This is a genomic window from Eisenbergiella porci (assembly GCF_009696275.1).
GTDB classification, from domain to species: domain Bacteria; phylum Bacillota; class Clostridia; order Lachnospirales; family Lachnospiraceae; genus Eisenbergiella; species Eisenbergiella porci.
The window spans coordinates 68,187-94,658 of sequence record NZ_VUMI01000011.1; the positions used below are offsets into that span (position 1 = coordinate 68,187).

Below are 26,472 nucleotides of genomic sequence, written 5' to 3' on the forward strand. Positions count from 1 at the left end.
AACTTCCGGCTCCTCACATCATATCTGCCAGCCTGCTAATTCTGTGCTTTTGTCAAAACAGAATTTTCCGCTGCTATCAAATCCTCCAGCAGCTTTTTCCCCATCAGAATATCCTTCTTCTGTTCCTCACCGGATATTTCCCGCTCTATCGTGATATCGCCTTCATAGCCGATTTCCTTCAGCTTTCTGATAAAGGCCGGGTAATTCACCCTTCCCTGGCCCAAGGGCATCTCCGCCCCCAGCTCATGGCCGTCCGTGGGATAGCAGCCGTCCTTGCCGTGGATGCCAAGGACATACTCTCCGAACACATCCAGCGCATCTACCGGATTTCCTTTACCGTACATGAGCAGATTGGCCGGATCCAGATTCACGCCCACGTTATCAAGGCCGATATCCTGAATTGCCCTTTTCAGCGTGACAGGAGTTTCCTGGCCGGTTTCAAACAGAAAATTCTGTCCGTTTTCCCTGCATTTTGCAGCAAGCTCCTTCAGACATATGATCACGCCCTGATAATTCGGATCATATGGATTTTCCGGCATATATCCCACATGCGTTACCAGATTCTTCACACCGATCAGCTTTGCAAAATCAGAGCCCTCCATCAGCATCTGCAGCCTCTGGAACCGGAATGCCGCAGGCACCAGGCCGAGCGTTTCCTGCCCTTCATAAAAATTCCAGGTCCTGGGGCCTTCCCAGCCGCACCAGAAAGCTGTGATGTCAATCTTTTCTTCCTCAACCGCCTGTTTTACAAGGGCTGCCGTCTCCTCATTCAGAAGCGTCCTGTCCCAGCACACAAGCTGGCAGCTTTCCATTCCCATTTCCCCCAGTTCGCTGAACTTTTCCTTTAAATCCGTATCCTTATGTAAACCTACCACCACGCCTACACGCATTTGCCTATGCCCTCCTTCTGTTTTCCTCCAGATATTTTTTAGCCGCCTTCAGTTCCTCCAGCCCCAGCAGCACAGATTTTATGCCCTCCGAAAGCGGCGCCCTTTCGATCTCTTTTTCCTGCTTCAGGCAGTCATAAAAGTATTTAATTTCCGTATAGTAAGGCCCCAAGTCAGATATATTGATTCCGGCTGAGGTATCATGCATGGTAAACTCAGGCGCAAGCTGCGGGTGGTTGACCTCCCCGCCTTTGTGCCAGACCGTCAGGGAAGGATTGCTCCTGCCCTGGAATATTACCGTTGCTTCTTCAAAGCAGGCACGGAAGGACGGATCGAAGGGAAGCTGTGTACATACATCCCATATACCCTCCGCCGTGGCAAAAACATCCCCGAACTGGTAGGAAACAAGCACCTGGTTTACCATGCCGCTGTCAAAAGCAGTTGCCTTTACCTCAAAGGAATCCGGCTCTCCCAGCATATACCGTAGAAAATCCAGATCATGGATATGCAGATCCAGTATCACGCTGCCGCTCTTTTTCTCATCATGGAACCAGTCCTCAAAGCCCCACTTCGTATCGCCGCTGATACGCTGCATCACGATGGATTTTAATTTCCCGTAGGTTTTGTTGTCATATACATCCTTCAGATAACGGTATTCATCAAAGGAGCGCACCACCTGCCCTACCATCACGCTGACACCGGTTTTCTTCTGCACCTCAAGCAGCCGCCTGCCCTCCTCCGCCGTAAGGCAGACCGGCTTTTCGCAAAAAACATGCATGCCCTTTTCCATGGCTAAAACGGCATGTTCCGCATGAAGATAGCTGGGAAGACATATATGTACCGCATCCAGTTCCTCATTTTCCAGCAGCTCCCTGCCTGTGACATAGGTCTTTGCCTGCGGCCACTGCTTTGCGGCCCGCTCCAGAAATTCCTGCCTGCAGTCGGCAAGCGCCGTTACCTCCACATCCATTTTCCCGGATAATGCTTTCAGGGACAGATTATGTGTGGTTCCCATGCCCCCGCAACCAATTAATCCAATTTTCATGACTCCTCCTGTCTGCGCGAATTGATGCCCCTGCCTGTTACACAGACTGGCAGTACGCATCCTTCGGCTTCTCTTTTTTCCCTTCCCTGTTTTGCAGTCTCAATTAGTAATATCATCTTACAAATTCAAGATAGCATTCTGCAATGTACTTGTCAATCCCTTTTGCATGCCTAAATTTTTCTCTCCACTACACTCGTTACTGTTCACTCCGTGACCAGTAACTGCATAAATCCATTAAAAATCGCCTGCGGCAATGGGATTTATGCACTCTTGAATCACTTTCTTACGTACTGTGCAGTAAATGCACAGTACTGAGTGAACAGTAACCTACACTCTCCACTACAATTAAAACAGTTCTGACAATTAAACCGCTGCAGGCATCCAGCCATTTAAAATCACTGCGCAATGAGAACGTATCCGTTGCCTTTCTTTGTTGTCTGTGTTAAAATTCCAATTGTAATATGAGATAACAATTATGCTTATCCATAAACAATTATATGCTTTGTGTCATCACAGCTACTGCCATAATATACTGCCCGCCATGCCGGCATGGCCGCAATTCACCAAAGAGGTGCCCATGAAATTAGTCAATCAACAGCTCATTAAAAATACCAACCTGAAGCTGCTCTACAACTCCATTTTTGAAAACCGCGGAATCTCCAGGGCCGCCCTTGCAAAGAAAACAGGATTGAGCCGCACTGCCGTTTCAGCGCTTATCGATGAGCTGACGGAAAGCGGCTTCCTGTATGATTCCGGCACCGGAGACAGCGCCGGCGTGGGCAGAAAGCCCAACTGCCTGGAGCTTTGCTCCGGGAACCACTATATCGCTGTTTTTGGCTGGGAGGAAAAAAGGGTGCACGCCCAGCTCATTGATATCTGTGGTTCCCCCCTCCTGCAGCAGGAGCTTTACAGAACGCCCGGGGACTCCTATACGGAGCTTTGCCATGCCTTTTTGGAGGAAAGGATGCTGAAGCTCATCCGCAGTACGCAGCTTCTCGGGATTTGCTTCGTGCTGCCCGCCATGATTGATCCGGAAAAAGAAACGGTTTTCTCCACTACCATTTCTTTGGAACAGGATCAGGGGGAGACCGGCGTGATTCCTCTTCTTCGGGAAACCTTTTCCTCCTACGCGGCAGCAGTTCTCAACGACACCGCCTGCGCCGCTTATGCGGAAAAGGTTTACACTGCAATCCTGGAAAAGGACTATGCCTTCATCCGCTTCAGCCGCGGAATCGGCGCGGCGCTCTTTATCCAGGACAGGCTTCTGGGAAGGGCCTGCGCCTCCTATACACAATTCGGCCATTTCAGCATCTCCCCGCAGGGTCCGCACTTCCCCTGCGGGAATAACGGCTGCCTGGAGCTGGTCCTCTCGGAAGAAGCCCTGCCCGGACGGCTTCATGCCGAAGGAACCTCCTCCTCCCTTCTTTCCCTGCCCTCCATCAGCTATGCCGACCTGGGGAGATCCGCCCTTTATGGGGACCAGACAGCGATTCAGGTGATACGGAAAATGGCCCGGGAATTTTCCTTTGCCCTGTCCAACCTGATTTGCCTCGTCCATCCGCGCCTGATTGTCCTTGGCGGCAATGCCTGTACCCTCGGCCCCGTTTTTTTAGAGGAAATCCGTCTGTCCCTGCAGGAAACCGGATTTCGCCGCATGACGGAAAACGTGCGCATCCGCTACAGCGGGCTGGATGCCTACGCCTGCTATAACGGCGCCATGAAGTACTTTTTTGACATTCACTATCAGTTTACGGGATCAATGAAAGGCAGCTTTTTTATCGGATAATTTGGGAGTACTGCCGGCCCGGCCGCAGGCCGGAACCCCTTCCATCCAAAAGCAAAAAAATAAAGGCGGGAACGCACCTTCCGCCTCATTAAAACACGTGCTTCGCCACGCAGACAGGAGTCCTTATGAAAAAACTTCGAATTGCCCTGATAGGCTGCGGAAGAATTTCCGCCTGCTATGCAAACGCATTTCCGAAATTATCGGATATCGCAGAATTCGTCTGTGCCATAGACACAGATATTGAAAAGGCTCGGGCCTTTGCCGCCCCCTTCGGCGCCGCTTACGGAACCGGCTTCGAGGATCTACAGGAAAAAGGAATTGATGTGGTCCACCTGTGCCTGCCCCATTACCTGCATGCCCCCATGGCAGTCCGCGCCCTGCAGGCAGGAATGCATGTCCTTACGGAAAAACCGGTGGCCATCACGCTTCAGGACGCGGATCTTATGAAAGCAGCAGAAGCGGCTTCCGGTAAAAAACTGGGCGTCATTTTTCAGACCCGTTATGAAAAAGGCGTACAGCAGCTCCGTCAGATGATAGGGGAAGGCCGCTTCGGCCGCATCCTCAGCGCCCGCTCCTATCTCACCTGGTCACGTCCCTATTCCTATTATGAAGGAAGCGACTGGAAAGGAACCTGGGACAAGGAAGGCGGCGGCGTGCTCATCGACCAGGCAATCCACAGCATTGACCGCATCAGGTATATACTGGACAGCGACGTGGAGTGGATAGACGGCAGCGTGCATAACCATTATCACGACAAAATTTTTGTAGAGGATACCGCGGAAGCGGCCATCCGTTTTAAGAACGGCTGTATTTACAGCCTCTACGCCTGCAATTCCTACGCAGCGGACGCCCCCATTTACCTGGAATTCCAGGGGGAAAAAGGACGCTGCGGCCTGAAGCAGGACACCGGTTTTTATGAAACAGACGGGGTTTACCAGGAAATCCTTCCCACTGCCGATGCCAACGGCAGTACCCCTGCCTACTGGGGAAGCGGCCACCTGTCCCAGATCCGTGATTTCTATCTTTCCATAATCAACGACGAGCCTGTCAGGGTGGATGTCACCGAGGGACGGAAAACGCTGGAAATCGTAAAGGGAATTTATCTTTCCTCCCTGCAGGGAAAACGCATTTATCTCCCCTTTGAGGACAGGATGTATATCGGTGTGGACAAAGCGGCCCCCGGCTGCCCTGATGCCTGTTAGAGCGATTTCGAAAATTGCTCCGGCCTCCATATAAAAAATAAAAGCGGCGCAGGTTTTTCCGATATTTGGAGCATATCACTTCTCTCCCGGAAACCCTGCAGCCGCTTTTTGTCTGCCTTGTTGTTTTTTTCAGCTTTCTTTTTCCTACTGCTCCATCTGCCTGCCGAGAAAACCGGCTGCGGACAGAATCAGCTTCTGCTCCACTTCTCCCATTTTTAACTTGGGATCGTTATTCAGAAGAAGCACCGCGCCGATTACATCGCCTTCACAGATAATAGGGCTGATGGCTTCATGTATAAATTCCGGTTCTCCTTCCTCAGTAACCTGAATAAAATTCTTATCTCCCTTTGCAGCGAGAATGCTTTCCCTGTTCTCAATGTATTCCTCCAGCGCTTTGCTGATGGATTTTCCCATAAGCGCCTTGCAGCCGCCTGCTGCCGCTATAAACTGGTCACGATCCGCAATCAGCGTCATCTGCCCGGATACCTGTGCCAGACTTTCCGCATACTGTTTTGCAAATGTACTCATTTCACCGATAGGGGAATATTTCTTCAGTATAATCTCTCCCTCCCTGTCGGTAAAAATTTCAAGGGGATCGCTTTCCCGGATCCTCAGTGTTCTCCTGATTTCCTTGGGGATGACAATTCTACCCAGATCATCTATTCTCCGCACAATTCCTGTCGCTTTCATATTTCCTCCTTCTGCATGGTCTTTGGCTGTGCGCCTCTTAACCTCTTTTTACATTTATTTTATTCCCGCAGGCAACGGCCGGCCGGACATACCCGCATGTCCATCCTGTGACTGCCGCGAGGCCAGATACCCCGGAACTTGTCCACCGCGCTTGCTGTAAGGTATTTGACTTCATTGGTTTGGTAAATGTAGTATTTGTAAAATTGAGGAAAATATTCACTGTTTTTATTACTTAAAAATCATTAACAGGATTCATGCTTTTTTATGAATATCACACGCCTATAACCGTAACTGTTCAGCCTCCTTACAGTTACTGCCGAAAGTTGACTCATTTTACAGCATATAAACTAAAAAGAGGCTTCCCTTACGGAAACCTCACATTTTACTCAGAGTATTTACTCCATGCCTGAACAAAGCAGGAACTAAATCAAAAACAAAGAAAATACAACGGTAAGTATCCCGCAGATACCGATGGCCAGCCCGCTCATGGCCCCTTCCGTCTCCCCCAGCTCAATTGCTTTGAAGGTTCCCACCGCATGGCTGCACGCGCCGATAGAAAGGCCTGCCGTCATGGAATCCTTCACCCGGAAGATACGTATCAGCCACGGCGCCAGAATGCTACCCATAATGCCCGTGATAATAACCGCCACCACCGTTACCGGCACAAGCCCGCCGTGGCTCTCGGAAATTCCCACCGCAATAGGCGTGGTAACGGACTTGGGGAGCAGGGAATTCGTCATCGCTTCATCCAGGCCGAACAGCCTGCACAGCAGGAAAACACTCCCCATGGAGGTGAGCGATCCCACAGTACAGCCCACCAGAATAGGAAGCCAGTTCTTCTTCAGAAGCTCCACCCTTGTATAGATGGAAACCGCCAGACAGCTGGTGGCCGGAGCAAGGAACATATTGATAATGCTTCCGCCCTCATTGTAAGCCTCATAAGGAATATGAAACAGCAGCAGCACCCCGATAACCAGCACAATGGCAATAATCAGGGGATTGCAGACCACAAGCCCTGTTTTCTTCTGAATCCATACCCCGATGGAAAAGGCAATAATGCTCAGGGCAATGCCGAAAAAGGGAGAAGATGTCAGCTCAGCCATTTTCCTGCCCTCCCTTTCTGCGGTTCATCAGCTTCAGCGTCAGCCGTATGCTCCCTGCCGTAGCCGCAAAGGTAAGCACGGTAGTGAACAGGCATATCAGAAGAAGCTGTACCACGCTGCTCTTTAAAACATCAAAATAATTGATAATGCTCACTCCCGCAGGCACAAAAAAGAAAGCCATATTTGCCAGCAGGAAATCCGACTTTTCCCGGATATGCTCCACCTTCAACACCCGGAATACGAGCAGGGCAAACAACAGAATCATCCCGATAACACTGGCGGGAAAGTCAATGGGAAGCAGCGCCTCCACAATCTGGCTCACCCAGCACAGGGAAAAAATGATACCTATCTGATATATGATTTTCATGCCTGTTCCTGCCCTTCCATGGCTATCTGGCACATTTTCATGGTGAGCAGGGCCGCCTCATGGCTCTTTGGCGTCACTCCCGCACAGCATGCAGGATCCACTGCGATCCGGTTGTCCGGCATAAAGCTCTTAAGAAGAAGCGCGTTGGACACCACACAAATATCGGTGCACAGCCCCACCAGTTCAATTTCCAGCGTTTCTTTTTTATTTTCCTCAAAAAGAAGCTCTGCCAGCGCCGTGGAACCGAAGGTGGGCTTATCCACAATGACTGCATCCGGCATGGCCCTGGCAATTTCCGGACGGATCTGCCAGCCATCGGTGCCGCGCACACAATGAACCACCGGAAGGCTCTTTCCTTCCGGCGTTTCCAGATAATTCTCACCGTGCGTATCCCTGGTGGCGTAAATCCGGTCCGCAGGATAGGCCTTTATTTTCTCAAGCACTTTTCCCACAATGGCCTGCGCCTCCGCAGTTCCCAAAGAACCGTCAATAAAATCATTCTGCATGTCAATCACTACAAGAACCTTTTTCATTTGTTTACCTCCTGTCTATCGCAGACCTGCCTGCGATACCGCATCAATCAGCAATTTGAAAGGAACCTTCCGGCTGTTACCGCCCCTTTTTTACAGGGAGCAATTCAGGCAATCGGGCCGCCGTTCTTATTCCCCGGGTATTGCCGCATACACATTCTTCACTTCCTTCAGCGCAAAATGCGTCCTGGTGGCCGAAACTCCGGGAATAGATTTGATTTTCCTGTGGATTTGCTCCAGCTCATCCGAGGACGCGCAGGTCACCTTCAGGTTAAAGTCAAAATCCCCCGTCAGATAATAACAGTCCACAACAGCGTCAATCCCCCTCACCGTCTCCGTAAATTCATCATAAAAACGGGGATGCTCCAGGCTGACCTCCATCAGGGCGATCACATCATTGCCCAGCTTTGACGAATCCACCAGAATCGTATAGCTTTTTATCACACCGGAATCCTCCAGCTTTTTTATCCGGTCCAGTACTGCCGACACGGACAGATGAATTTCCTTTCCGATATCAGAGGCGGACTCCCGGCCGTTTTCCTTCAATATCCGTAAAATCCTGTAGTCTGTTTTATCCATTGCTGTCTCCTATCCTTACGGCAAAAACGCCGTCCTAATTCCCCGCCAGTATCTCTTTCATGTCGGCAAGCAGTCCCTCCGTCAGACGGATCAGGTTTTCCGCATCCTTTTCCACAACGCCGCATTTCTTATAACGGTAAAAAAATACCGGCGTCCCCTTGGCGCTGAAGGTCAGCTTGTTTTTATGCTTCTCCAGAATTACAGGGAGATTTTCCACCCGCACATTGGCATCCGGCCGCATGGTGATTTTCAGTTCCCCATTCCGCCCCTTCACTTCCGTAATATACAGCTCATGCGCCAATACACGGATCAGCGCAATCCGGAGCAGGTTATCCACAGATTTCGGAACCTCCCCGAACCGGTCAAGCAGCTCCTCCTTCATATCCTCGCTTTCCGCATGAGTTTCCACCCCGGCAATACGCTTGTAAATATCCAGCTTCTGCTGCTCGTTGACGATATAAGAGGGCGGGATAAACGCATCCGCCTCCAGCTCCACCGTGGTGGTAAAATCCACAATCGTAAGCTCGCCCTTCAGATTCTTCACCGCTTCATTGAGCATTTTGCAATAAAGATCGTAGCCTACCGCTTCCATATGGCCATGCTGCTTCCGTCCCAAAAGATTGCCTGCACCCCTGATTTCCAGATCCCGCATGGCAATTTTAAACCCGCTTCCAAGATCCGTAAATTCCCGGATGGCGGAAAGACGTTTTTCCGCGATTTCCTTGAGCATCTTATCCCGTTTATACATCAAAAAGGCATAGGCGGTCCGGTTGGAACGCCCCACGCGCCCGCGCAGCTGATAGAGCTGGGAAAGCCCCAGCTGATCGGAGTCATGTATGATCATGGTATTCACATTGGAAATATCCAGCCCGGTTTCAATAATCGTGGTGGCAACCAGAACGTCTATTTCCCCGTTAATGAAATCATACATAATCCGCTCCAGCTCATGCTCCTTCATCTGCCCGTGGGCAAAGGCCACGACAGCCTCCGGCACCAGCTGCTGCAGCGCGGCCGCCACATCAGCTATATTGTTGACCCGGTTATACACATAATAAACCTGGCCGCCCCTGGTCAGCTCCCTGACAATGGCCTCCCGTACCATCTCCTCATTATACTCACATACAAACGTCTGGATCGGCAGCCTGTCGTTGGGCGGCTCCTCCAGCACGCTCATATCCCGGATGCCCACCAGCGACATATGGAGGGTTCTGGGGATAGGCGTCGCCGTCAGCGTCAGCACATCCACATTGTCCTTGATTTTCTTGATTTTTTCCTTGTGGGTCACCCCGAAACGCTGTTCCTCGTCGATGATCAGAAGCCCCAGATCCTTGAACTGGATATCCGAAGAAAGGATGCGGTGCGTCCCGATGACAATATCCACCTGCCCTTTCCGCAGATCCTCCACCGTTTTTTTCTGCTCCGACGGCGTCCGGAAACGGGACATCAGATCAATCCGCACCGGGAAATCCTTCATTCTCTGGACAAAGGTATTATAATGCTGCTGGGCAAGGATCGTGGTAGGCACTAAAAACGCCACCTGTTTTCCATCCTGAATGGCCTTGAACGCGGCCCGAATGGCGATTTCCGTCTTACCGTAGCCCACGTCGCCGCATATCAGGCGGTCCATAATCCGGTAGCTTTCCATATCCTCCTTGGTAGCTGCAATCGCCGCCAGCTGATCCTCCGTCTCCTCAAATGGGAAGCACTCCTCAAACTCCTTTTGCCATACCGTATCCCTGGAATAAGGATACCCCTCCTTCTGCTGTCTGACGGCATAAAGCTCCACCAAATCCTTTGCCACCTCATCCACAGCGCTGCGCACCTTGGATTTGGTCCGGCTCCATTCCTGGGTGCCCAGCTTGTTAAGCTTGGGCGTTTTGGCCGCATCGGAGGACGCATACTTCTGAATCACATCCAGCCCCGTGGCAAGCACATACAGATTTCCTCCGTCCCGGTAGGAAATCTTGATGTAATCCTTTACAACCTTATCCACCTCAACCTTTTCAATCCCCTGATAGATGCCCAGACCATGACTCTCATGCACCACATAATCGCCGATCTTCAGTTCGGCAAAATCATTGATTTTCTGGCCTTCAAACTTCTTTTTCTTCTTCTTTTTCTTCTGCTGCGAACCGAAAATATCACTCTCCGTGATCACCACGAATTTCAGCAGCGGATACTCAAACCCCCGCTTCACATGCCCGTAATACAGCATGACCTCTCCGGATTTTACCTCACGATCCCCATCCTCGCTGTAAAAGCTTGATAGCCCCTGCTCCTGCAGATCCTCCGCAAGCCGCTTCGCCCTGGTCCGCGAGCCTGAAAGCAGAAGCACCCGGAAGCCGTTTTTCTTATACCGCTTCAAATCCGAAACCAGCGCTTCAAAGCTGCTGTTATAGGAGGACATGCCTTTTACATTCACATCAAACTTCTTCTGCGGCTTCAGCAGCGCATTTTTACTGTCCATGGAAGAAAGCAGCACACACCTTAAATTCTGCAGAAACCCGGCCGTTTCCTCAAAGCCATACAACAGATCCGCTTGTCCCGGCAAAATATAGCCCTTCTCCAGCCTGTGCCCCATGCTCTCCCTGAATTCCATCTCAACCGCTGAAGCATGCTCCTTTACCCGCAGCGCCTCATCAATAAAAACACAGGTCTCCCCCACCGGGAAAAACTTCAGGAACGAAACCGTCTCCTCATAAAAATACCGGATATAGCTTTCCAGGTTCGTAATCTGGGAAAACTCCTGCACCTGCTCCCGCAGTTCTTTCACCTGCGTCCTGACCCGGTGCGCCTCCTCCGTCTGGAACGACTCCTGAAGCTTCCCGGCAAAGGCCTTCGCCTCCTTCTCAATTTTCCGAAGCCCTTCCTCCTTCTGCTGCCCGGAAAGCATCATTTCCGTCGCCGGATAAATATCCACGTTAGCCAGCTTCTCCACACTGCGCTGGCTGAGCAGGTCAAAGCTGCGGATGGACTCCACTTCCTCCCCCCACAGCTCGATACGGTATGGATTTTCCTCCGTCAGATCAAAAATATCAATGATCCCGCCCCGGATGGAAAACTGCCCCGGCGCGTCCACCTGATAATTTTTTTCATATCCCATCTGCGTCAGGCTGCGGGCGAGACTGCCCTCGTCCAGCCTGCTGTCGCCGTCAATATGGATGACCGACGCAGCGATTTCCTCCAAAGGCACCTGGGGGGACATCAACGCCGCAAAGGTGGTGATCACCGTCAGCGGCTTCCCCTCAATAATTTTACGCAGCGCCTTCATCCGATCCGTCACCAGCTGGTTCCCATGGATATCCGCCTGGTAAAAAATCAGATCCTTCGCAGGATACAGGGTCACATCCCTGTCATAAAACTGATAATCCTCATAAATTTCCCGCGCCTTCAAATCACTGAAAGTAACGATGATTTTATACCGGAAACCATCGCTGAGTCCATACGCCATATGAAGCTTCTGGGAATCCACACATCCGGTAAAGCCGATACAGGCCCTCTCCTTTTTCAGAAGCGCCTGACCCTCTTCAAATTCCGCCAGTTTCCGTAACGGTGCTGTTATCGCATTCATTTACCTTCCCCGCCTGCCCGCTTTCCATTGAATCTGTTCATGGCCTCGTCCGGCCCCTTCTCCAGCATGGTCACGGCAGCATCCACCGCATACCCAATGCTTTCATCCATGATTTTGCGCTCCGCGCCGGTAAAATGTCCGAGCACATAATCCGCCAGATCATATCCCTCCGGCTTATTGCCCACGCCCATTTTAATCCGCGCAAAGCCGTCCGTCCCCAACTGGGCAATAATATTTTTCAATCCGTTATGCCCGCCTGCGCTTCCTTTTTTCCGGATACGCAGCTGTCCCAGCTCCAGGCTGATATCATCGCACACCACCACCAGCTCCGACTGAGGATCTACCTTATAATAGTCTATGATTTCCCGGATGCTTTCACCACTCAGATTCATAAAAGTCTGCGGTTTTGCAAGCACCACCTTCATTCCGTCAATATAGCCCCTGCCCACAAGGGCCTTATGCTTCCTCTCAATCACCCTGATTCCATATTTGGAAGCAATGGCATCTATCACATCAAATCCCACATTATGCCGGGTATTCTCATACTCCCGCTTCGGATTACCAAGCCCAGCTATCACGTACATCTCAATCCATTTCCTTTCCTGTTTCTAACGTTTCAGCCACCCGAACCGCTGTTCCTCATTCTTTAGTTTAATGCCAGATCCTCCCCCTGTCAAATAGCGCGCTCATCCGCCCTCCCCGCAATTCCAGGTACAGGCCGACAAAGAGGCCGGTGAGCAGACCGTTACAGCAGAAAGCCAAGGGGGATACGGACCGCACCTAATCCTTCTTTTTTACAAACACCAGCTGACTTTCCGAGGAATACTCCTCCCTGAATTCATATCCCAGCCTGTTAAAGCCCTTCAGCTCCCTCCAGTCCCTGATATCCTGCTGCGCCGCAAACCGTACCATTTCCCCTCTCGCCATCTTCGCCTGCGTCCCCTTCTGCACCACCGGCGGCCACCCCTTTTTCCCCGGTACGCTCTTATCATCTCTTATCTTTTCTTCCCCAAAAACACAGCTTATATACCTCACATCCCCCGTCAGCCAATCCTCCACGCACCGCGAATACTCCTTGGAAGCCAGATTCACAATACAATCCGTCTCCTCCCGCAGCTTCCCATAGATCGCATCCTTCCAGAAATCATACAAATTTCCCTTTCCCTCCGGATTCCCCTTCGCCTGCATCTCCAGCCGATACGGCACCACCCCGTCAAGCGGCCGCAGTATCCCATAAAACCCCGATAAAATCCTCACATACTCCTCCACATACTCCCACTCACCCGCCTCAAACACCCGGGGCGCCATATACTGATACTGAATCCCCTCATAAGCCAGCACCGCCGGAGTCACCCCCTTCTCTAAATCCATCCCCCGCAGCCTCTCATAATTCAACTCCGCAATTTTTTCATTACACCCCCAAAGCCTCTGCAGCTCCTCCTTAGACTGCCCCTGCAGCCATCCCTTAAGCACCTCCGCCCTCTCCAAAAAAACCGGCCTCCCAACAGCCTCCATCGTATCCCCGTCCACATTCATCTTTTTAGCCGGTGAAATAATAAATCTCATCCCTTCATCCTCCATTGGTTTCCCGTCCGTGCGGGGAGCAAAGATTTGGGGCCGCTTCCGGGGGATGGGGGCGGTTCTGCTTTCGGGTGTCCCTGGGGCGGGGCCGGTGGGGGTATTTTCCTTGCCAACCTCAAAAATGGGGGATTTCTAACTGTTCCCTGCGGCCGGTCCCCGGCTAATACGGCTGAACTCCTCGCTGTTAACGTTTTCTTATTAATGTCAGATGTTTCCTGCGCTCGTCAAACAAGCCGTTAAGGGCAGCCGGGAACCGGCCGCAGGGAACAGTTAGAAATCCCCCATTTTTGAGGTTGGCAAGGAAAATACCCCCACCGGCCCCGCCCCAGGGACACCCGAAAGCAGAACCGCCCCCATCCCCCGGAAACAGCCCCAAATCTTTGCTCCCCACACTCACTTTATCTCTGTCTCTTCTGCACAAAATATGCTATACTAACCACCAACACTAACTCCGCCCAACATTTACACAATAAACTGCCAAAGTATACAACACTCATACCAATTCAAAAAAATACAAAAACGTATTCCCTCAGTTCATTACCTACAGGAACAAAACGCCCTTACAACCTGCGCGCAGTTCCGGGGAAGCCGGACGGCTTTATGCTTTGCCGTTGTCCTGTCCCGTCCCCGCCGGGGTGTCCCTGCTGTGTCTGTCCGGGGGAGCGGGTGTTTTCAGATGCCTTTGAAGATTTGGAGCCGTTTCTTAAAGCGGAAGGAAACCGCTTATCCCGCCAATGCAGCATTGTCTGAGGAGCCTGCGACGAGTTCATGCTGCAATCAGGGACGTCCAAGCGGTTTCCTTCCGCTTTTAGAAACGGCCCAAATCTGAAAGGCAGCAGAAAACACCCGCCCCCCGGACAGACACAGCAGGGACACCCCGGCGGGGACGGGACAGGACAACGACGAAGCCATAAAGCCGTCCGGCTTCCCCGGAACTGCCCACTACCTAAATTTTTAACATTTTTTTTAATGAAACGCAAACTTTTTTGTTCCCCGGGCAGTCTAACAGATGTAAAGGGACGAAAACAAGACTTTTAGAAAGAAGGTGGGGCACATGAGCCAACATTTAAGCAAGAAACAATTCGCACAGCATATGGAAAACAACAAGGCAAAATTTTACCGTCTCGCTTTCTGTTATGTCAAAAACGAGCACGATGCCCTGGAAATTATATCAGAGGCTACCTACAAAGGCTTTATAAACCTGGGCAAACTGGAAAATCCTGAATTTTTTGATACCTGGATGAGCCGTATCATCATCAATTGTGCTTATGATCTTTTGAAAAAACAGAAAAAATACGAATTCATCATACCGGATGATACCCTTCCTGCCCGGGAAGAGGATTTATCCGTTGACGACCGCCTTGATCTTTACCAGGCGCTGAACACTTTGCAGCCGGATGAAAGAACGCTGATTATCCTGAAGTACTTCGAAGACCGGAGCTTCCGTGAAATCGCCGAAACCCTGAAGCTGCCTGAAAGCACCGTGAAAACACGTCTGTACCGCATCATCGGCAAGCTGAAAAGCGCCGTATCGGTCTGACACATTTAAGAAAGGAGATGCTGTTATGAATAAAGGAAAAGAAAGCTACAACAATATACCCCTTCCCGATTCCCTTTCCGCTTCCATTCAGAAGGGGCTAGACCGGGGAAAGAGATATACGGAAAAAAAATGGATTACAGGCTTCGGTTCTCTGGCGGCCGCCTGCCTGTGTATCGTGGTTCTCTTCCGCATACTTCCGTTTTCCGGAAGCAATAATACCCAGACACCCGACACGCCTATGGCCGCACGTTCCCAAGACACCCCGGTGACTCCCCAGGCCTTTTCCGATGAGAAGCCCGTGGAGACCCAGGCAGCGGAAGTCTATCGGATTCCCTGCCGCCAGACAACAGACGCCGATACACAGGTTCCCGTCTATAAAATGGAAGAAAAGCTGGCCCCCCACCGTCTTGTTTTCACCCTGTATGATGTGCGTGATTTTGACTTTGATGCCCTCAGTGAAGAATTAATGGACTCCTCTCTGGTAAAAGATGTTTACCGCAGCATCCTGCTGGATGATTCCGCAGTCAGCTTTGTGGTGGAGCTTTCCATTAATACGGCCTTTCAGCTGACGGAGCAAACGGCGGACGGCTATCTGGAGCTGAGCCTTTCTCCTGCAGATACTGCCGATGAAATCCGCGAGGTCTTCTATCTGTCCTCCGACGCGATGCACGGCGGAGAGGAAACCGCGCTGCTGCAGGAATCCCTCGGCACACTGGACAGCAGTCTGGTGAAGGCCCAGGACGGAAGCTTCTGTATTGTTTCCGGAGAATTTGAAACCAGTCAGGAGGCTGAAGAAATGCTTGAAAAGCTGGAAAAAGAAGGTCTGGAACCTGGTCTGCTCCATGTGGCGTCCGGAATGAGCGACGAAGCTCCTGTGGGGAATGCTGCCGGCGATACGTCCCCCCTGCCTGAAGCCACCATGCCTTCCTCCATCCAGGTATACGGCACAGTTACGGAAATCAACGGCAATCAGGTTATGCTGGAAAATGACAATCAGAACGATCCCTATTCCAGCATCGTCCTGAATATCAATGAGGATACCCTGATACTCACAGCCACAGACTGTATTCCTAAGAAGCTGAAGGATCTGAAGGTAGGCGAAACCCTTTACGCCTATGTCAGCCCTATGATGACAAGAAGCCTTCCTCCCATTTCCAATGCGGAGCTGGTTATCTGTCAGGTCCCTGAAGATATGGCTGCACCGACCTATGCCACCATCACCGAAATTACCTCCATGAATGACGGCACTCCCGCATATGTTACCGACCGGGACATCATCTACTTTATTGGTGAAAATACCGTCATTAAAACCCTGGACGGCAAAAAAGAACTGACAGCCGCCGACCTGACACCCGGCGCCAAAGTCCTGGCCTGGTATCAGATAATGACCATGAGCATCCCTGCGCAGACCACACCGGATGAAATCCGGGTTCTGCAGTAATCATTTAAGCAAATACCCGGGGCATCTGCATCACCGCCCCGGGTATTTTTTCATTGTATAAAGATTATATTATTCTTCAGCCTCTTTTGCCGCCTTCCTTACAAAATCCTCCAGAGCGAAGCTTCCCAAATCCCCATCCTCTCTGCTTCTTACGGATACCGTCTGGCTCTCCTCCTCCTTCTGGCCGACAATCAGCATATAAGGCACCTTTTCCATCTGTGCGCTCCTGATTTTATAGCCGATTTTTTCATCCCTGTTATCCATCTCACAGCGGATTCCCGCTGCCTTGAGCGACTGCAGGATATCTCCCGCATAACCGAAGAATTTCTCGGAAATCGGCAGTACCTTCACCTGCACCGGCGCCAGCCATAACGGGAATTTACCCGCATAATGCTCGATCAAAATACCGATGAAACGTTCAATGGAGCCATACACTACCCTGTGAATCATGATAGGACGATGCTTTTCCCCGTCCGCTCCCATATACCCCGCCTCAAAACGCATGGGCAGCTGGAAATCAAGCTGAATCGTACCACACTGCCAGGTTCTCCCCAGAGAATCCTCCAGATGGAAATCGATCTTGGGTCCGTAGAAAGCGCCGTCCCCCTCATTCACCACATATTCCATCCCGATTTCCTCCAGAGCCTTGCGCAGCCCTTGTGTTGCAAGCTCCCAGTCCTCGTCGCTGCCGATGCTGTTTTCCGGACGTGTGGAAAGCTCTACGTGATAGATAAAGCCGAATTTGCTGTATACTTCATTGATCAGCCGCATAACGCCCTTGATTTCATCCGTAATCTGCTCCTGCGTCATAAAAATATGGGCATCATCCTGCGTAAAGCAGCGGACACGCATCAGGCCATGGAGCTGCCCTGATTTTTCATGCCTGTGCACAAGCCCCAGCTCGCCGATCCGCAGCGGCAAATCCCGATAGGATCTGGGCTGGGATTTGTATACCAGCATACCTCCCGGACAATTCATGGGCTTTACCGCAAACTCTTCCTCATCAATCTCGGTTGTATACATATTTTCCCGATAATGATCCCAATGCCCGGAAGTCTCCCAAAGCTTCTTATTCAAAAGAATGGGCGTTGATATCTCCTGATACCCTTCTCTTTCATGCAGCTTTCGCCAGTAATCAATCAGCGTATTCTTCAAAATCATGCCCTTGGGCAGGAAAAACGGGAAGCCCGGGCCTTCTTCCATTAAAGTGAAGAGTCCCAGCTCTTTTCCCAGCTTCCTGTGATCCCTCTTCTTTGCTTCCTCAATTCTTGCCAGATGCGCTTCCAGCTGCTCCTTATCCGGGAAAGAGGTTCCATAAATACGCGTAAGCATCTTATTTTTCTCATTGCCTCTCCAGTAAGCGCCCGCCAGGCTGGTCAGCCGGAAGGCCTTCACATAGCCGGTATTGGAAAGATGAGGCCCTGCGCACAGATCCACAAAATCACCCTGCCTGAAAAAGCTGATGACTGCATCCTCCGGCAGATCCTCAATCAGCTCCACCTTGTAGCTTTCATTTCTCTCCTTCATCAGCGCAATCGCCTCTTCCCTGGGAAGGGTAAAACGTTCCATTGGCAGCCGTTCCTTCACAATCTTCTTCATTTCCTTTTCAATTGCCTTGAAATCGTCACTGGAAATAGGGCTGCTGAATTCAAAATCATAATAAAATCCGTCATCAATCGCAGGTCCGATTGCCAGCTTTGCATCCGGATACAGCTTCTTTACGGCCTGCGCCAATATGTGAGAAGTCGTATGACGGAAGGTCCTTGCCCCATCCCTGTCTTCAAAGCTCTGTTCGCCTAAGCTTCCATCCTTTAAAATAACATCCATTTTTCTCTTCTCCTTTTCTTTTATCTGCATTAAAAAACACCCTCAGAAAAAACAGCCATCGCTGCTTTTCCTAAGGGTGCAATAATTTTTCTGTTCCTAACGGCCACGGCCCGCATATCCTGAAGCACTTACTGAATATGCCTCCGCCGGTTCCGTTTCCCACTATCCTGCACGGTTCCACCTTAATTTTTCACTTCAGATTCTTTCAAACCCTAATCCTTAACGCGGATATACGTCCATATTTATCTCTGACCGGCATCTGCCCGGACAGCCTTCACATGGCGGCTCCGGAATGGTCTTCACCTTCTTCATTCGCAAAAGGGCTTTCAGCTGATGCCCTTCTCTCTGGTTACGCTGATGCAAGGCTACTCTTTCCTTCATTGCTTTTGTCTGTTTACCTGTATCTTAGCATTGTGTTTTTTCAAAGTCAACCACTTTTTTGGGCCGTTTTCAGCCATTCATCAAAATAATCCCGTATAATGGTAAACGGCGCCGGTCCCATATCCAGTATAAAGGTATGGAATGCCTTCTCATCAAATGCGGCTCCCAGCTTCTCCTCCGCCTCCGCGCGCATCCTCTCTATTTCCAGGCATCCCGCATAATACTGCAGATAATTGCCGGGATTGGCAATCAGGGCATCGTAGATTTCATTGACCGTATCCTCGTCCAGATTATAAATCTGCTGCAGAAAAGAAGCCGTTATTTTCCAGTGAATAACTGCCGAAAACCGATTTTGCTTCCGTAATCCCATAGGCCGAAGGATCCGCCAGCGTATAATTCAACGTAAGCTCGTCCTGGGAAGCCAAATCAATAAACAGATCCCATGTAAAGCTGTCAAATACGGCCGCCGTATCAGAACCGGCATCCCCGCCAATACCCACCGCCAGCGTATCGCACCCCGGCACCAGACATAAAATTAATAATACAAGGGAGAGAAACAAGGCTATATGCCTGTTTCCAAAATCTCTGTTTCCCTTTTGCCTCTTTCTTTGCATCTGCCTACTCCTTTTCAAGCTTTCCTTCCGATGAGCTTTTATACACAGCCATTCAGGCCCTTCATGGCCGCCTTCCTCTTCTGTAGCAGCTGTTCAGTCCCCTCACTACTGCCTTCTGTATTACTATACCGCCTTCTCTATGAAATGTATACCGCCAGGTAAAAAAGAATCTCGCTTGCGTGATTCTCCGCCTGCGGCGGGTCGCTTTAGCGGCATGATTCCTTTCCGCCGCAGTGCGATCCTCGCGGAGCGTTTTTTATTCCATAGGAGCACTTTCCTATGGAATAAAAAAAACGGGAATGCTTTCCGCATTCCCGCCTTAGTAAGAATCAAATTCCATCATCCGGTTCCAGCAGCGCCGCTTCATATCTTTCCAGGATAATCCTCTGGATATTCTCTCTCGTAGCCTGGTTAATCGGATGCGCAATGTCCCGGTACTCTCCATCGGTAGCCTTCTTGCTGGGCATCGCTATAAACAACCCCTTCTCTCCTTCAATTACTTTTATATCGTGAACGACAAACTCATCATCAATTGTAATAGATACGATGGCTTTCATCTTTCCCTCTTTAGTGATTTTCCGCACACGCACGTCTGTAATCTTCATTTGAGATTCCCCCTTTTATCTTTAGATGACATACCTCTCGTTCTTCTCAACCACAATCTTAATTCCGTCTTCTCCTTTGTAGAAGGTATTTGCACGGATCGTATCCCTGCTCTCTACGATGCAGTTCTCAATGTGTGTGTTGTCTCCTATATAAACGTCATTTAAGATAATGGAGTTCTTAATATAGCAGTTATTGCCCACAAAGGACTTCTTGAATATCACAGAATCCTCCACCGTACCATTTACGATACAGCCGCTGGAAATCAGGCTGTTGCTGACCTTGGCGCCCACATTGTACTTTGCGGGAGGCAGGTCGTCCACCTTGGAATAAACATCAGGATACTGCTTGAAAAAGTAATCCCTGATTTCCGGCTTCAGGAAATCCATATTCGTGGAAAAATAATCTTCTACGGACGCAATATTGCGCCAGTATTCCTTGATCTTATAACCGTAAATTCTCTTCTGGTTCTTATAACGGATCAGAATGTCTTTCACGAAATCGTATCTGTCTTCCATGGCGCAGCGCTCAATCATTTCAATGAGCAGGCGGCGCCTGATTACATAGATGCCGCAGGAAATTGTGTTGGATTTCGCCACAATGGGCTTTTCCTCGAATTCCTCAATCCTGCTGTCCTCGTTCATCTTGATGGTACCGTAACGTTCCACATTCGCGCCGATTGGCATGTCCTTGCACACCACCGTGATGTCGGCCTTCTTCTCAATATGGTATTCCAGTACCTTATTATAATCCATTTTATAAACACAGTCACCGGATGCAATCACTACATAAGGCTCATGGCTGCTCTTCAGGAAGGAAAGATTCTGATAAATGGCATCCGCAGTCCCTCTGTACCAGTAGCTGTTGTCCGCAGTTACCGTAGGAGTGAACACGAACAGCCCTCCCTGCTTACGGCCGAAATCCCACCATTTGGAGGAATTCAGATGCTCATTCAGACTTCTGGCATTATACTGGGTAAAAACGCCTATTTTCTGGATGTGGGAATTGGACATATTGCTGAGGGCGAAGTCGATGCTTCTGTAGCTGCCTGCGATAGGCATTGCCCCGATAGCTCTCTTCTGGGATAATTCCTTCATCCTGTGGTTATTGCCGCCTGCTAAAATAATTCCTATCGCTCTCACTGTTCGTCACCTGCCTTAATCAAAGATTTCCCGCTTGCAAGAGTGCCGCCTTCATAGTCCTCAGCCGCCGTCTCACCGAACACAACCGTATTCTTTCCGATAGTAATTCCCTTTGGTATCGTACTCTTTTCTCCAATGGTAACAATACCGCTGTTATAGATGTGGGGAGCGATATCATTCTCAGCTTCCTCTCCCACGCCCATCTTCACGCCTTCTCCTACCTGTACATTTTCGGCAATAATCGCCTTGTTCAGCTCACAGCCGCTTCCGATAACCGTATTATTCATGATGATGGAATCGCGCACTACCGAATCCTTGCCGATAGTAACGCCGCAGCCGATAACGGAGTTGTATACCTTTCCGTAAACCTCTGAGCCTTCGCCGATAATACTTCTCTCAATAACCCCCTCCGGAGCAATATACTGCGGCGGGAGAATCTCGCTCTTCGTATAGATTTTCCAATATTCCTCATACAGATTGAATTCGGGAACGATATCAATCAGTTCCATATTCGCTTCCCAGTATGAGTTCAGGGTTCCTACATCCTTCCAGTAACCATTGAATTCATAGGCATACATCGGAGCGCCTTTTTCATGACAATAAGGAATGACATGTTTTCCGAAATCCAGATTGGGCTGATCGGATCTGGCAATGAGAGCTTCCTTCAGAGTTTTCCAGTTGAATATGTAGATTCCCATAGAGGCCAGGTTGCTTCTGGGATTCTCGGGTTTTTCTTCAAAGTCTGTTATCTTGCTGTTTTCGTCCGTGATGACAATACCAAAGCGCTTCGCTTCGTCGATCGGTACAGGCATTACCGCAATCGTGCACTCTGCGCCGTTCTGCTTATGGAAATCAAGCATTACCTCATAATCCATTTTATAAATATGATCCCCTGACAGGATCAATACATAGTCCGGATTATAACTGTCCATGTAATCAATGTTCTGATAGATGGCATTGGCCGTTCCGGTATACCACTCGCTGTTCTCACTCTTTTCATAAGGAGGAAGAACCGTTACGCCGCCTATATTTCTGTCCAAATCCCACGGAATACCGATCCCGATATGGGTATTCAATCTAAGTGGCTGATACTGTGTCAGTACACCTACCGTATCCACGCCTGAATTAATACAGTTGCTTAATGGGAAATCAATAATCCGGTACTTGCCGCCGAAGGACACGGCAGGTTTCGCCACTTTGGAGGTCAGCACACCCAGCCTGCTTCCCTGACCGCCAGCAAGCAGCATAGCAATCATTTCTTTCTTAATCATGTCATCACCTCATGTTTCTGCATCCATATTCTGCATAGATTTACGTATATAACGTAATAAGATTATACCACATGCTTGTACAAAAGTGAATAATCTTTTACAATTTCTTTCTGTTATATTTTTTTAAATATTGTGTATATTTTACATATTTCAAACCTTTCATTTTGCTGTATTATGTATTTTACATAAGATATTACTCCTCACAGCCATGCATCTTTCTTCTATTTTCCACAAAATGTGCGCTTTTTCGCGCAAAAATCCTTTTCCGGTCTTTTCTTTTTGTAATTGCCTATTGGTTTTTTTTTCATGAATGCGTATAATACATATCAGAATGAACAAAGACTGCTTACTTTGCGTACACTGTCAGTGGAGGGTATCAATGGCTGACTGATAATTGCGGCTTTTTACCTTCATAGTTCCTGCCAGGCTTTGTCCAAATAAAAAACAGGAAGGGTATCCTTATGTATCAAGTAGATTTTAATCATCCGGTTCACGTTTACTTCATCGGCATAGGCGGCATCAGCATGAGCGGCCTTGCAGAGATTCTTCTCTCCGAAGGCTTCCGTGTATCCGGCTCCGACATGAAAAAATCGTCACTTACCGAACTTCTGGAGAAAGAAGGCGCCGTCATCCACTACGGGCAGCGTCGTGAAAATATAACCGATGATATCGATCTGGTGGTATATACCGCCGCTATCCACAAAGACAACCCGGAATACGCCGCCATGGAAGAGCTGGGGCTTCCCAGCCTGACCCGCGCACAGCTTCTGGGACAGATGATGCGCAACTACAAAACCCCCGTGGCGGTCAGCGGAACTCACGGTAAAACCACCACCACCTCCATGATTACGGAAATACTTCTGGAGGCCAAAGCAGATCCCACCATTTCCGTTGGCGGAATCCTGAAGGCTATCCATGGAAATATCAGGGTTGGCAAGTCCGACCTTTTTGTTACGGAGGCCTGCGAATATACTAACAGCTTTCTCAGCTTCTATCCCCGTATCGGGATCATACTTAATATAGAAGAGGATCATCTGGACTTCTTCCGGGATCTGGCGGATATCCGTTCCTCCTTCCGCAGATTCGCCCGGCTTCTTCCGGAAGACGGGGTTCTGATTATCAACGGCGATATTCCAGACTACCGTGAAATTACAGAGGGCCTGGCCTGCTCCGTAATCACCTTTGGCTCTTTGGAGACCTCCGATTATTACCCGACCGATATCAGCCATGATGAGCTGGCCCATGCCGAATTTACGCTCAACCGAAGGAACGGCTCACCCGTTCCCGTATCTCTGGGAGTTCCCGGGGAACATAATATCCTGAATGCCCTGGCGGCGCTTGCGCTTGCAGATTATCTGCAGCTTGACATGGGAACCGCTTCCTGCGCCCTGAAGAATTTTGTGGGCACGGATCGCCGCTTTGAGTATAAAGGCAGCCTGGACGGCATCACCATAGTAGATGATTATGCGCATCATCCCACAGAAATTACAGCAACTCTCAAGGCTGCTGTGAATTATCCCCATAAAACCCTCTGGTGCGTATTCCAGCCCCATACCTATACCAGGACAAAAGCCTTCCTTTCTGATTTTGCAGACGCGCTGTCCCTGGCGGATAAGGTCATTCTCGCCGAAATTTATGCCGCCCGCGAAACGGATACCCTGGGAATCAGCTCCCGCGATCTGCAAGAAGAAATCGGTAAAAAAGGAACGGAATGCCATTATTTCCCATCCTTTGAAGAAATACAAAACTTTATTTTAGAAAATTGCACTGCCGGTGACCTGTTGATAACTATGGGGGCCGGAGACGTTGTAAATATCGGAGAAAACCTTCTGAAACGATAGTTATCCACAATATCCACATTTTTCATGTGTATGAAAAGTGTGGATATTTTACTTTCTCCTTCCTTGATTTTGCGTCATATTCACAGATTCATCCACACTTTCCACATTATCCACAATTTCCGCAAACCCAGTATTTACAAGGTTTTTCGGCAATTTGACTGTTTCTTTTTCCACATTCGTATGATATAATGCATTTGCTTAAAATATGAAATGCACAAAGCCGCCCGGCTTTTGTGCGGTTTGATGTAGCTGTGAAGATATTGAACGGTTACGTCTTGGTTAATAATAGAAGAAATAGGTGAGATTATGAGTTGTCTGAGGATTTACCAGGATAACTATATTGACGCGACCATCGTATCCAATCGCTTTATTGATGAATATATGGCGGACGCCAATGATGCGCAGCTGAAGATCTATCTTTTTATCCTGCGCATGATGAATACAGGGCGTGCTTTCAGCATTTCTGAAATTGCCGACACCTTCAACCACACGGAAAAGGATGTCATGCGCGCTCTCAAATACTGGGAGAAATGCAGGGTTTTTTCCCTGGAATACGACAGTGACAGGAATTTAAGCGGCATTCATCTCCTTGCGCTGGAAGCCAGGGAAGCCGCAGAAGCTCCCAAGGCTCCTGTTGTTTCTCTCGTATCCAGGCAGGACGATAAGGCAGAGCCGCAGCCGTCCGTGCAGAAGCCTGTCCAGGCCGAAGCCGTGAAAACACCGGCGCCGGTTCCCTCTGCAAAGAATGCGCCTGCTTCTGAAGAGGACAAGCCCACTGCAGCAGCCTCCCCCGCTTTCGTCAAACCCGCCTATTCACTGGACGAGCTGAAGGCCTTTCAGGAAAAAGATTCCACGGCACAGCTCCTTTTTATTGCGGAACAGTACCTGGGAAGAACGCTGAGCCCCGCCGATATGAAATCCATTCTTTTCTTTTCGGACGGCCTGCACTTTTCAGACGATCTGATTGATTATCTTCTGCAGTACTGCGTGGAACGCGGTAAGAAGGATTTCCGTTATATCGAAAAGGTGGCTATCAGCTGGGCTGAAGCCCATGTATCCACTCCTGTTGAAGCGGAAGGCCATGCCAGCCGTTACGATAAATGTGTTTATACCATCATGAACGCCCTGGGCAAGACAAATGCCCCCACCAGGCGTGAAGCGGAATATATCTGCCGCTGGCGCGAGGAATATACCTTCGAAACAGATATTATTATAGAGGCCTGTGAAAGAACCGTACTGGCTACCGACAGGCACCGTTTTGAGTATGCGGATAAGATTTTACTTTCCTGGAAAGAGGCTGGCGTGCGGCATCTGGCCGACATTGCCAAGCTGGATGAAGGCTTCCAGAAGACCAAGCCTGCAAAGCAGACGTCCGACCGTTCCATAGATAAGTACAATCGTTTTATGCAGAACAATTATGATTACGACGCCCTGGAGCAGGAGCTTCTGCGCAACTGAGTCCGACCGTCAGTATCCGTGATTTGAAGGAGAACAGCCGTGGCTTTAACCAATACCCAATACAATTCCATTATGAGGCTGTATGAGCAGAGACAGACCAAAAACCGCCATCTGCGTGACGAACGGATTCATTATGTCTATACCCATGTAAGCGGGTATCAGAAGCTGGACGAATCCGTGGCAACCCTCTCCGTTGCCCAGGGAAAGAAGATGCTTAACGGTGATCCCAACGCCCTGTCCGAGCTGAAAGAGTGCCTGCATAAACTGACCAAAGACAAACAGCGGCTGCTGGATGCTGCGGGTCTTCCTGCCGATTTTCTGGAGCCGGTTTTTGACTGCCCTGACTGCCGGGATACCGGATATGTGGACGGGAAGAAATGCCACTGCTTCCGCCAGGCGGAAATAGAGCTTCTTTATCAGCAGTCCAAATTAAAGGATGTGCTGGAAAAAGAAAATTTTGACACCCTTTCCTACGATTTTTTTGAAGGAGAACAGCTGGCCGCATTTCAGACGGCCGTCAATAAATGCCGGGATTTTGCCCGCAGCTTTTCCCGTCTGGGAAGCAATCTTTTCTTTTACGGGACCGTAGGAACCGGAAAGACATTTTTAAGTAACTGCATTGCAAGGGAAAGCATAGAAAGCGGACATTCCGTTATTTATTTCAGCGCTTCCAGCCTTTTTGACACCCTTTCCCGCAACGCTTTTGATTATAAGAACCAGGAATCCCTGGATTACTTATATAATGACTTGTATAACTGTGATCTGCTGGTCATCGACGACCTTGGGACGGAGCAAAGCACGCCATTTACCCTGTCTCACCTTTTTACATGCCTGAACGAACGGCTGATCCGCAGAAAGTCCATGATTATTTCCACCAACCTTTCCCTTCCTGAGCTGAAGGAACGTTATCAGGACCGTATTTTTTCAAGAATCACAAGCAATTTTGAATTCTGCAAGCTCACAGGACCGGATATACGAATGTGTAAAAAAAGACTAACGAACAGAAAGTGAGG

23 protein-coding genes are annotated in these 26,472 nt (G+C 49.6%); 7 read left to right on the plus strand and 16 right to left on the minus strand.

Annotated features, from left to right (window positions below):
* Nucleotides 1-35 precede the first annotated feature (35 nt).
* The gene (locus FYJ45_RS08785; RefSeq protein ID WP_154464307.1) at nucleotides 36-890 is read right to left on the minus strand and encodes a sugar phosphate isomerase/epimerase family protein; all 855 of its coding nucleotides are present in this window, start codon (nucleotides 888-890) and stop codon (nucleotides 36-38) included.
* Between the two features lie 4 nt (nucleotides 891-894).
* Nucleotides 895-1,932 carry a Gfo/Idh/MocA family protein gene (locus FYJ45_RS08790; protein WP_154464308.1) on the minus strand — a complete coding sequence of 346 codons (1,038 nt, stop codon included), beginning with the start codon at nucleotides 1,930-1,932 and terminating at the stop codon, nucleotides 895-897.
* Between the two features lie 577 nt (nucleotides 1,933-2,509).
* On the opposite strand from FYJ45_RS08790, the gene FYJ45_RS08795 reads away from it, so the two are divergent.
* The gene (locus tag FYJ45_RS08795) at nucleotides 2,510-3,718 is read left to right on the plus strand and encodes an ROK family transcriptional regulator (RefSeq protein WP_154464309.1); all 1,209 of its coding nucleotides are present in this window, start codon (nucleotides 2,510-2,512) and stop codon (nucleotides 3,716-3,718) included.
* Between the two features lie 125 nt (nucleotides 3,719-3,843).
* On the plus strand, nucleotides 3,844-4,920 hold the full coding sequence (locus FYJ45_RS08800; RefSeq protein ID WP_154464310.1) for a Gfo/Idh/MocA family protein: 1,077 nt from the start codon (nucleotides 3,844-3,846) through the stop codon (nucleotides 4,918-4,920).
* A gap of 144 nt (nucleotides 4,921-5,064) precedes the next feature.
* On the opposite strand, the gene spoVT is transcribed toward FYJ45_RS08800, so the two are convergent.
* The 8 genes from spoVT to yaaA form a co-directional block, all read right to left on the minus strand.
* Nucleotides 5,065-5,610 carry a stage V sporulation protein T gene (spoVT, locus tag FYJ45_RS08805; RefSeq protein ID WP_154464311.1) on the minus strand — a complete coding sequence of 182 codons (546 nt, stop codon included), beginning with the start codon at nucleotides 5,608-5,610 and terminating at the stop codon, nucleotides 5,065-5,067.
* A 422-nt stretch (nucleotides 5,611-6,032) separates the two neighbouring features.
* The gene (locus FYJ45_RS08810) at nucleotides 6,033-6,713 is read right to left on the minus strand and encodes an LrgB family protein (RefSeq protein ID WP_154464312.1); all 681 of its coding nucleotides are present in this window, start codon (nucleotides 6,711-6,713) and stop codon (nucleotides 6,033-6,035) included.
* Nucleotides 6,706-7,080, minus strand: a complete 375-nt coding sequence (locus FYJ45_RS08815) for a CidA/LrgA family protein (protein WP_025487640.1) — start codon at nucleotides 7,078-7,080, stop codon at nucleotides 6,706-6,708. Before FYJ45_RS08815 ends, FYJ45_RS08810 begins: the two co-directional genes overlap by 8 nt.
* Nucleotides 7,077-7,613 (minus strand): cysteine hydrolase family protein, encoded by a 537-nt coding sequence (locus FYJ45_RS08820; RefSeq protein ID WP_025487641.1) that lies wholly within the window; start codon nucleotides 7,611-7,613, stop codon nucleotides 7,077-7,079. The genes FYJ45_RS08815 and FYJ45_RS08820 overlap by 4 nt, the downstream gene beginning before the upstream one ends.
* A gap of 126 nt (nucleotides 7,614-7,739) precedes the next feature.
* On the minus strand, nucleotides 7,740-8,189 hold the full coding sequence (locus tag FYJ45_RS08825; protein ID WP_021639540.1) for an Lrp/AsnC family transcriptional regulator: 450 nt from the start codon (nucleotides 8,187-8,189) through the stop codon (nucleotides 7,740-7,742).
* A gap of 34 nt (nucleotides 8,190-8,223) precedes the next feature.
* Entirely contained in the window at nucleotides 8,224-11,760 is a 3,537-nt protein-coding gene (mfd, locus tag FYJ45_RS08830) for a transcription-repair coupling factor (protein ID WP_154464313.1), read from the minus strand.
* On the minus strand, nucleotides 11,757-12,344 hold the full coding sequence (gene pth / locus FYJ45_RS08835) for an aminoacyl-tRNA hydrolase (protein WP_021639542.1): 588 nt from the start codon (nucleotides 12,342-12,344) through the stop codon (nucleotides 11,757-11,759). The genes mfd and pth overlap by 4 nt, the downstream gene beginning before the upstream one ends.
* A 196-nt stretch (nucleotides 12,345-12,540) precedes the next feature.
* On the minus strand, nucleotides 12,541-13,326 hold the full coding sequence (gene yaaA / locus FYJ45_RS08840; RefSeq protein WP_154464314.1) for a peroxide stress protein YaaA: 786 nt from the start codon (nucleotides 13,324-13,326) through the stop codon (nucleotides 12,541-12,543).
* A gap of 1,069 nt (nucleotides 13,327-14,395) precedes the next feature.
* Here yaaA and FYJ45_RS08845 point away from each other — a divergent pair.
* Together FYJ45_RS08845 and FYJ45_RS08850 are read left to right on the plus strand one after the other, a co-directional pair.
* Complete coding sequence (locus tag FYJ45_RS08845; RefSeq protein WP_154464315.1) at nucleotides 14,396-14,881, plus strand: sigma-70 family RNA polymerase sigma factor; 486 nt, start codon at nucleotides 14,396-14,398, stop codon at nucleotides 14,879-14,881.
* A gap of 25 nt (nucleotides 14,882-14,906) precedes the next feature.
* Nucleotides 14,907-16,322 (plus strand): hypothetical protein, encoded by a 1,416-nt coding sequence (locus FYJ45_RS08850; protein ID WP_154464316.1) that lies wholly within the window; start codon nucleotides 14,907-14,909, stop codon nucleotides 16,320-16,322.
* Nucleotides 16,323-16,391: 69 nt separating this feature from the next.
* On the opposite strand, the gene thrS is transcribed toward FYJ45_RS08850, so the two are convergent.
* From thrS to FYJ45_RS08880, 6 genes are all read right to left on the minus strand, one after another.
* Nucleotides 16,392-18,149 carry a threonine--tRNA ligase gene (thrS, locus tag FYJ45_RS08855; protein WP_235930733.1) on the minus strand — a complete coding sequence of 586 codons (1,758 nt, stop codon included), beginning with the start codon at nucleotides 18,147-18,149 and terminating at the stop codon, nucleotides 16,392-16,394.
* Between the two features lie 427 nt (nucleotides 18,150-18,576).
* Nucleotides 18,577-18,900: a DUF885 family protein gene (locus FYJ45_RS08860; RefSeq protein ID WP_154464318.1), complete on the minus strand. Its 324-nt coding sequence runs from the start codon at nucleotides 18,898-18,900 to the stop codon at nucleotides 18,577-18,579.
* Nucleotides 18,821-19,090, minus strand: a complete 270-nt coding sequence (locus FYJ45_RS08865) for a hypothetical protein (protein ID WP_195841744.1) — start codon at nucleotides 19,088-19,090, stop codon at nucleotides 18,821-18,823. The genes FYJ45_RS08860 and FYJ45_RS08865 overlap by 80 nt, the downstream gene beginning before the upstream one ends.
* 383 nt (nucleotides 19,091-19,473) lie before the next feature.
* Nucleotides 19,474-19,749, minus strand: a complete 276-nt coding sequence (gene spoVG, locus FYJ45_RS08870; RefSeq protein WP_021634407.1) for a septation regulator SpoVG — start codon at nucleotides 19,747-19,749, stop codon at nucleotides 19,474-19,476.
* A gap of 21 nt (nucleotides 19,750-19,770) precedes the next feature.
* Nucleotides 19,771-20,889 (minus strand): glucose-1-phosphate adenylyltransferase subunit GlgD, encoded by a 1,119-nt coding sequence (gene glgD / locus FYJ45_RS08875; RefSeq protein ID WP_021634406.1) that lies wholly within the window; start codon nucleotides 20,887-20,889, stop codon nucleotides 19,771-19,773.
* Nucleotides 20,886-22,160, minus strand: a complete 1,275-nt coding sequence (locus tag FYJ45_RS08880) for a glucose-1-phosphate adenylyltransferase (RefSeq protein WP_154464320.1) — start codon at nucleotides 22,158-22,160, stop codon at nucleotides 20,886-20,888. Before FYJ45_RS08880 ends, glgD begins: the two co-directional genes overlap by 4 nt.
* Before the next feature lie 461 nt (nucleotides 22,161-22,621).
* Between FYJ45_RS08880 and murC the strand changes: the two genes are divergently transcribed.
* The 3 genes from murC to FYJ45_RS08895 all read left to right on the plus strand — a co-directional run bounded on the left by murC (nucleotide 22,622) and on the right by FYJ45_RS08895 (nucleotide 26,470).
* Entirely contained in the window at nucleotides 22,622-24,001 is a 1,380-nt protein-coding gene (gene murC, locus FYJ45_RS08885; protein ID WP_154464321.1) for a UDP-N-acetylmuramate--L-alanine ligase, read from the plus strand.
* Between the two features lie 306 nt (nucleotides 24,002-24,307).
* Nucleotides 24,308-25,459 carry a DnaD domain protein gene (locus FYJ45_RS08890; RefSeq protein WP_154464322.1) on the plus strand — a complete coding sequence of 384 codons (1,152 nt, stop codon included), beginning with the start codon at nucleotides 24,308-24,310 and terminating at the stop codon, nucleotides 25,457-25,459.
* Nucleotides 25,460-25,498: 39 nt separating this feature from the next.
* Nucleotides 25,499-26,470 carry an ATP-binding protein gene (locus FYJ45_RS08895; RefSeq protein ID WP_276892491.1) on the plus strand — a complete coding sequence of 324 codons (972 nt, stop codon included), beginning with the start codon at nucleotides 25,499-25,501 and terminating at the stop codon, nucleotides 26,468-26,470.
* Nucleotides 26,471-26,472 lie beyond the last annotated feature (2 nt).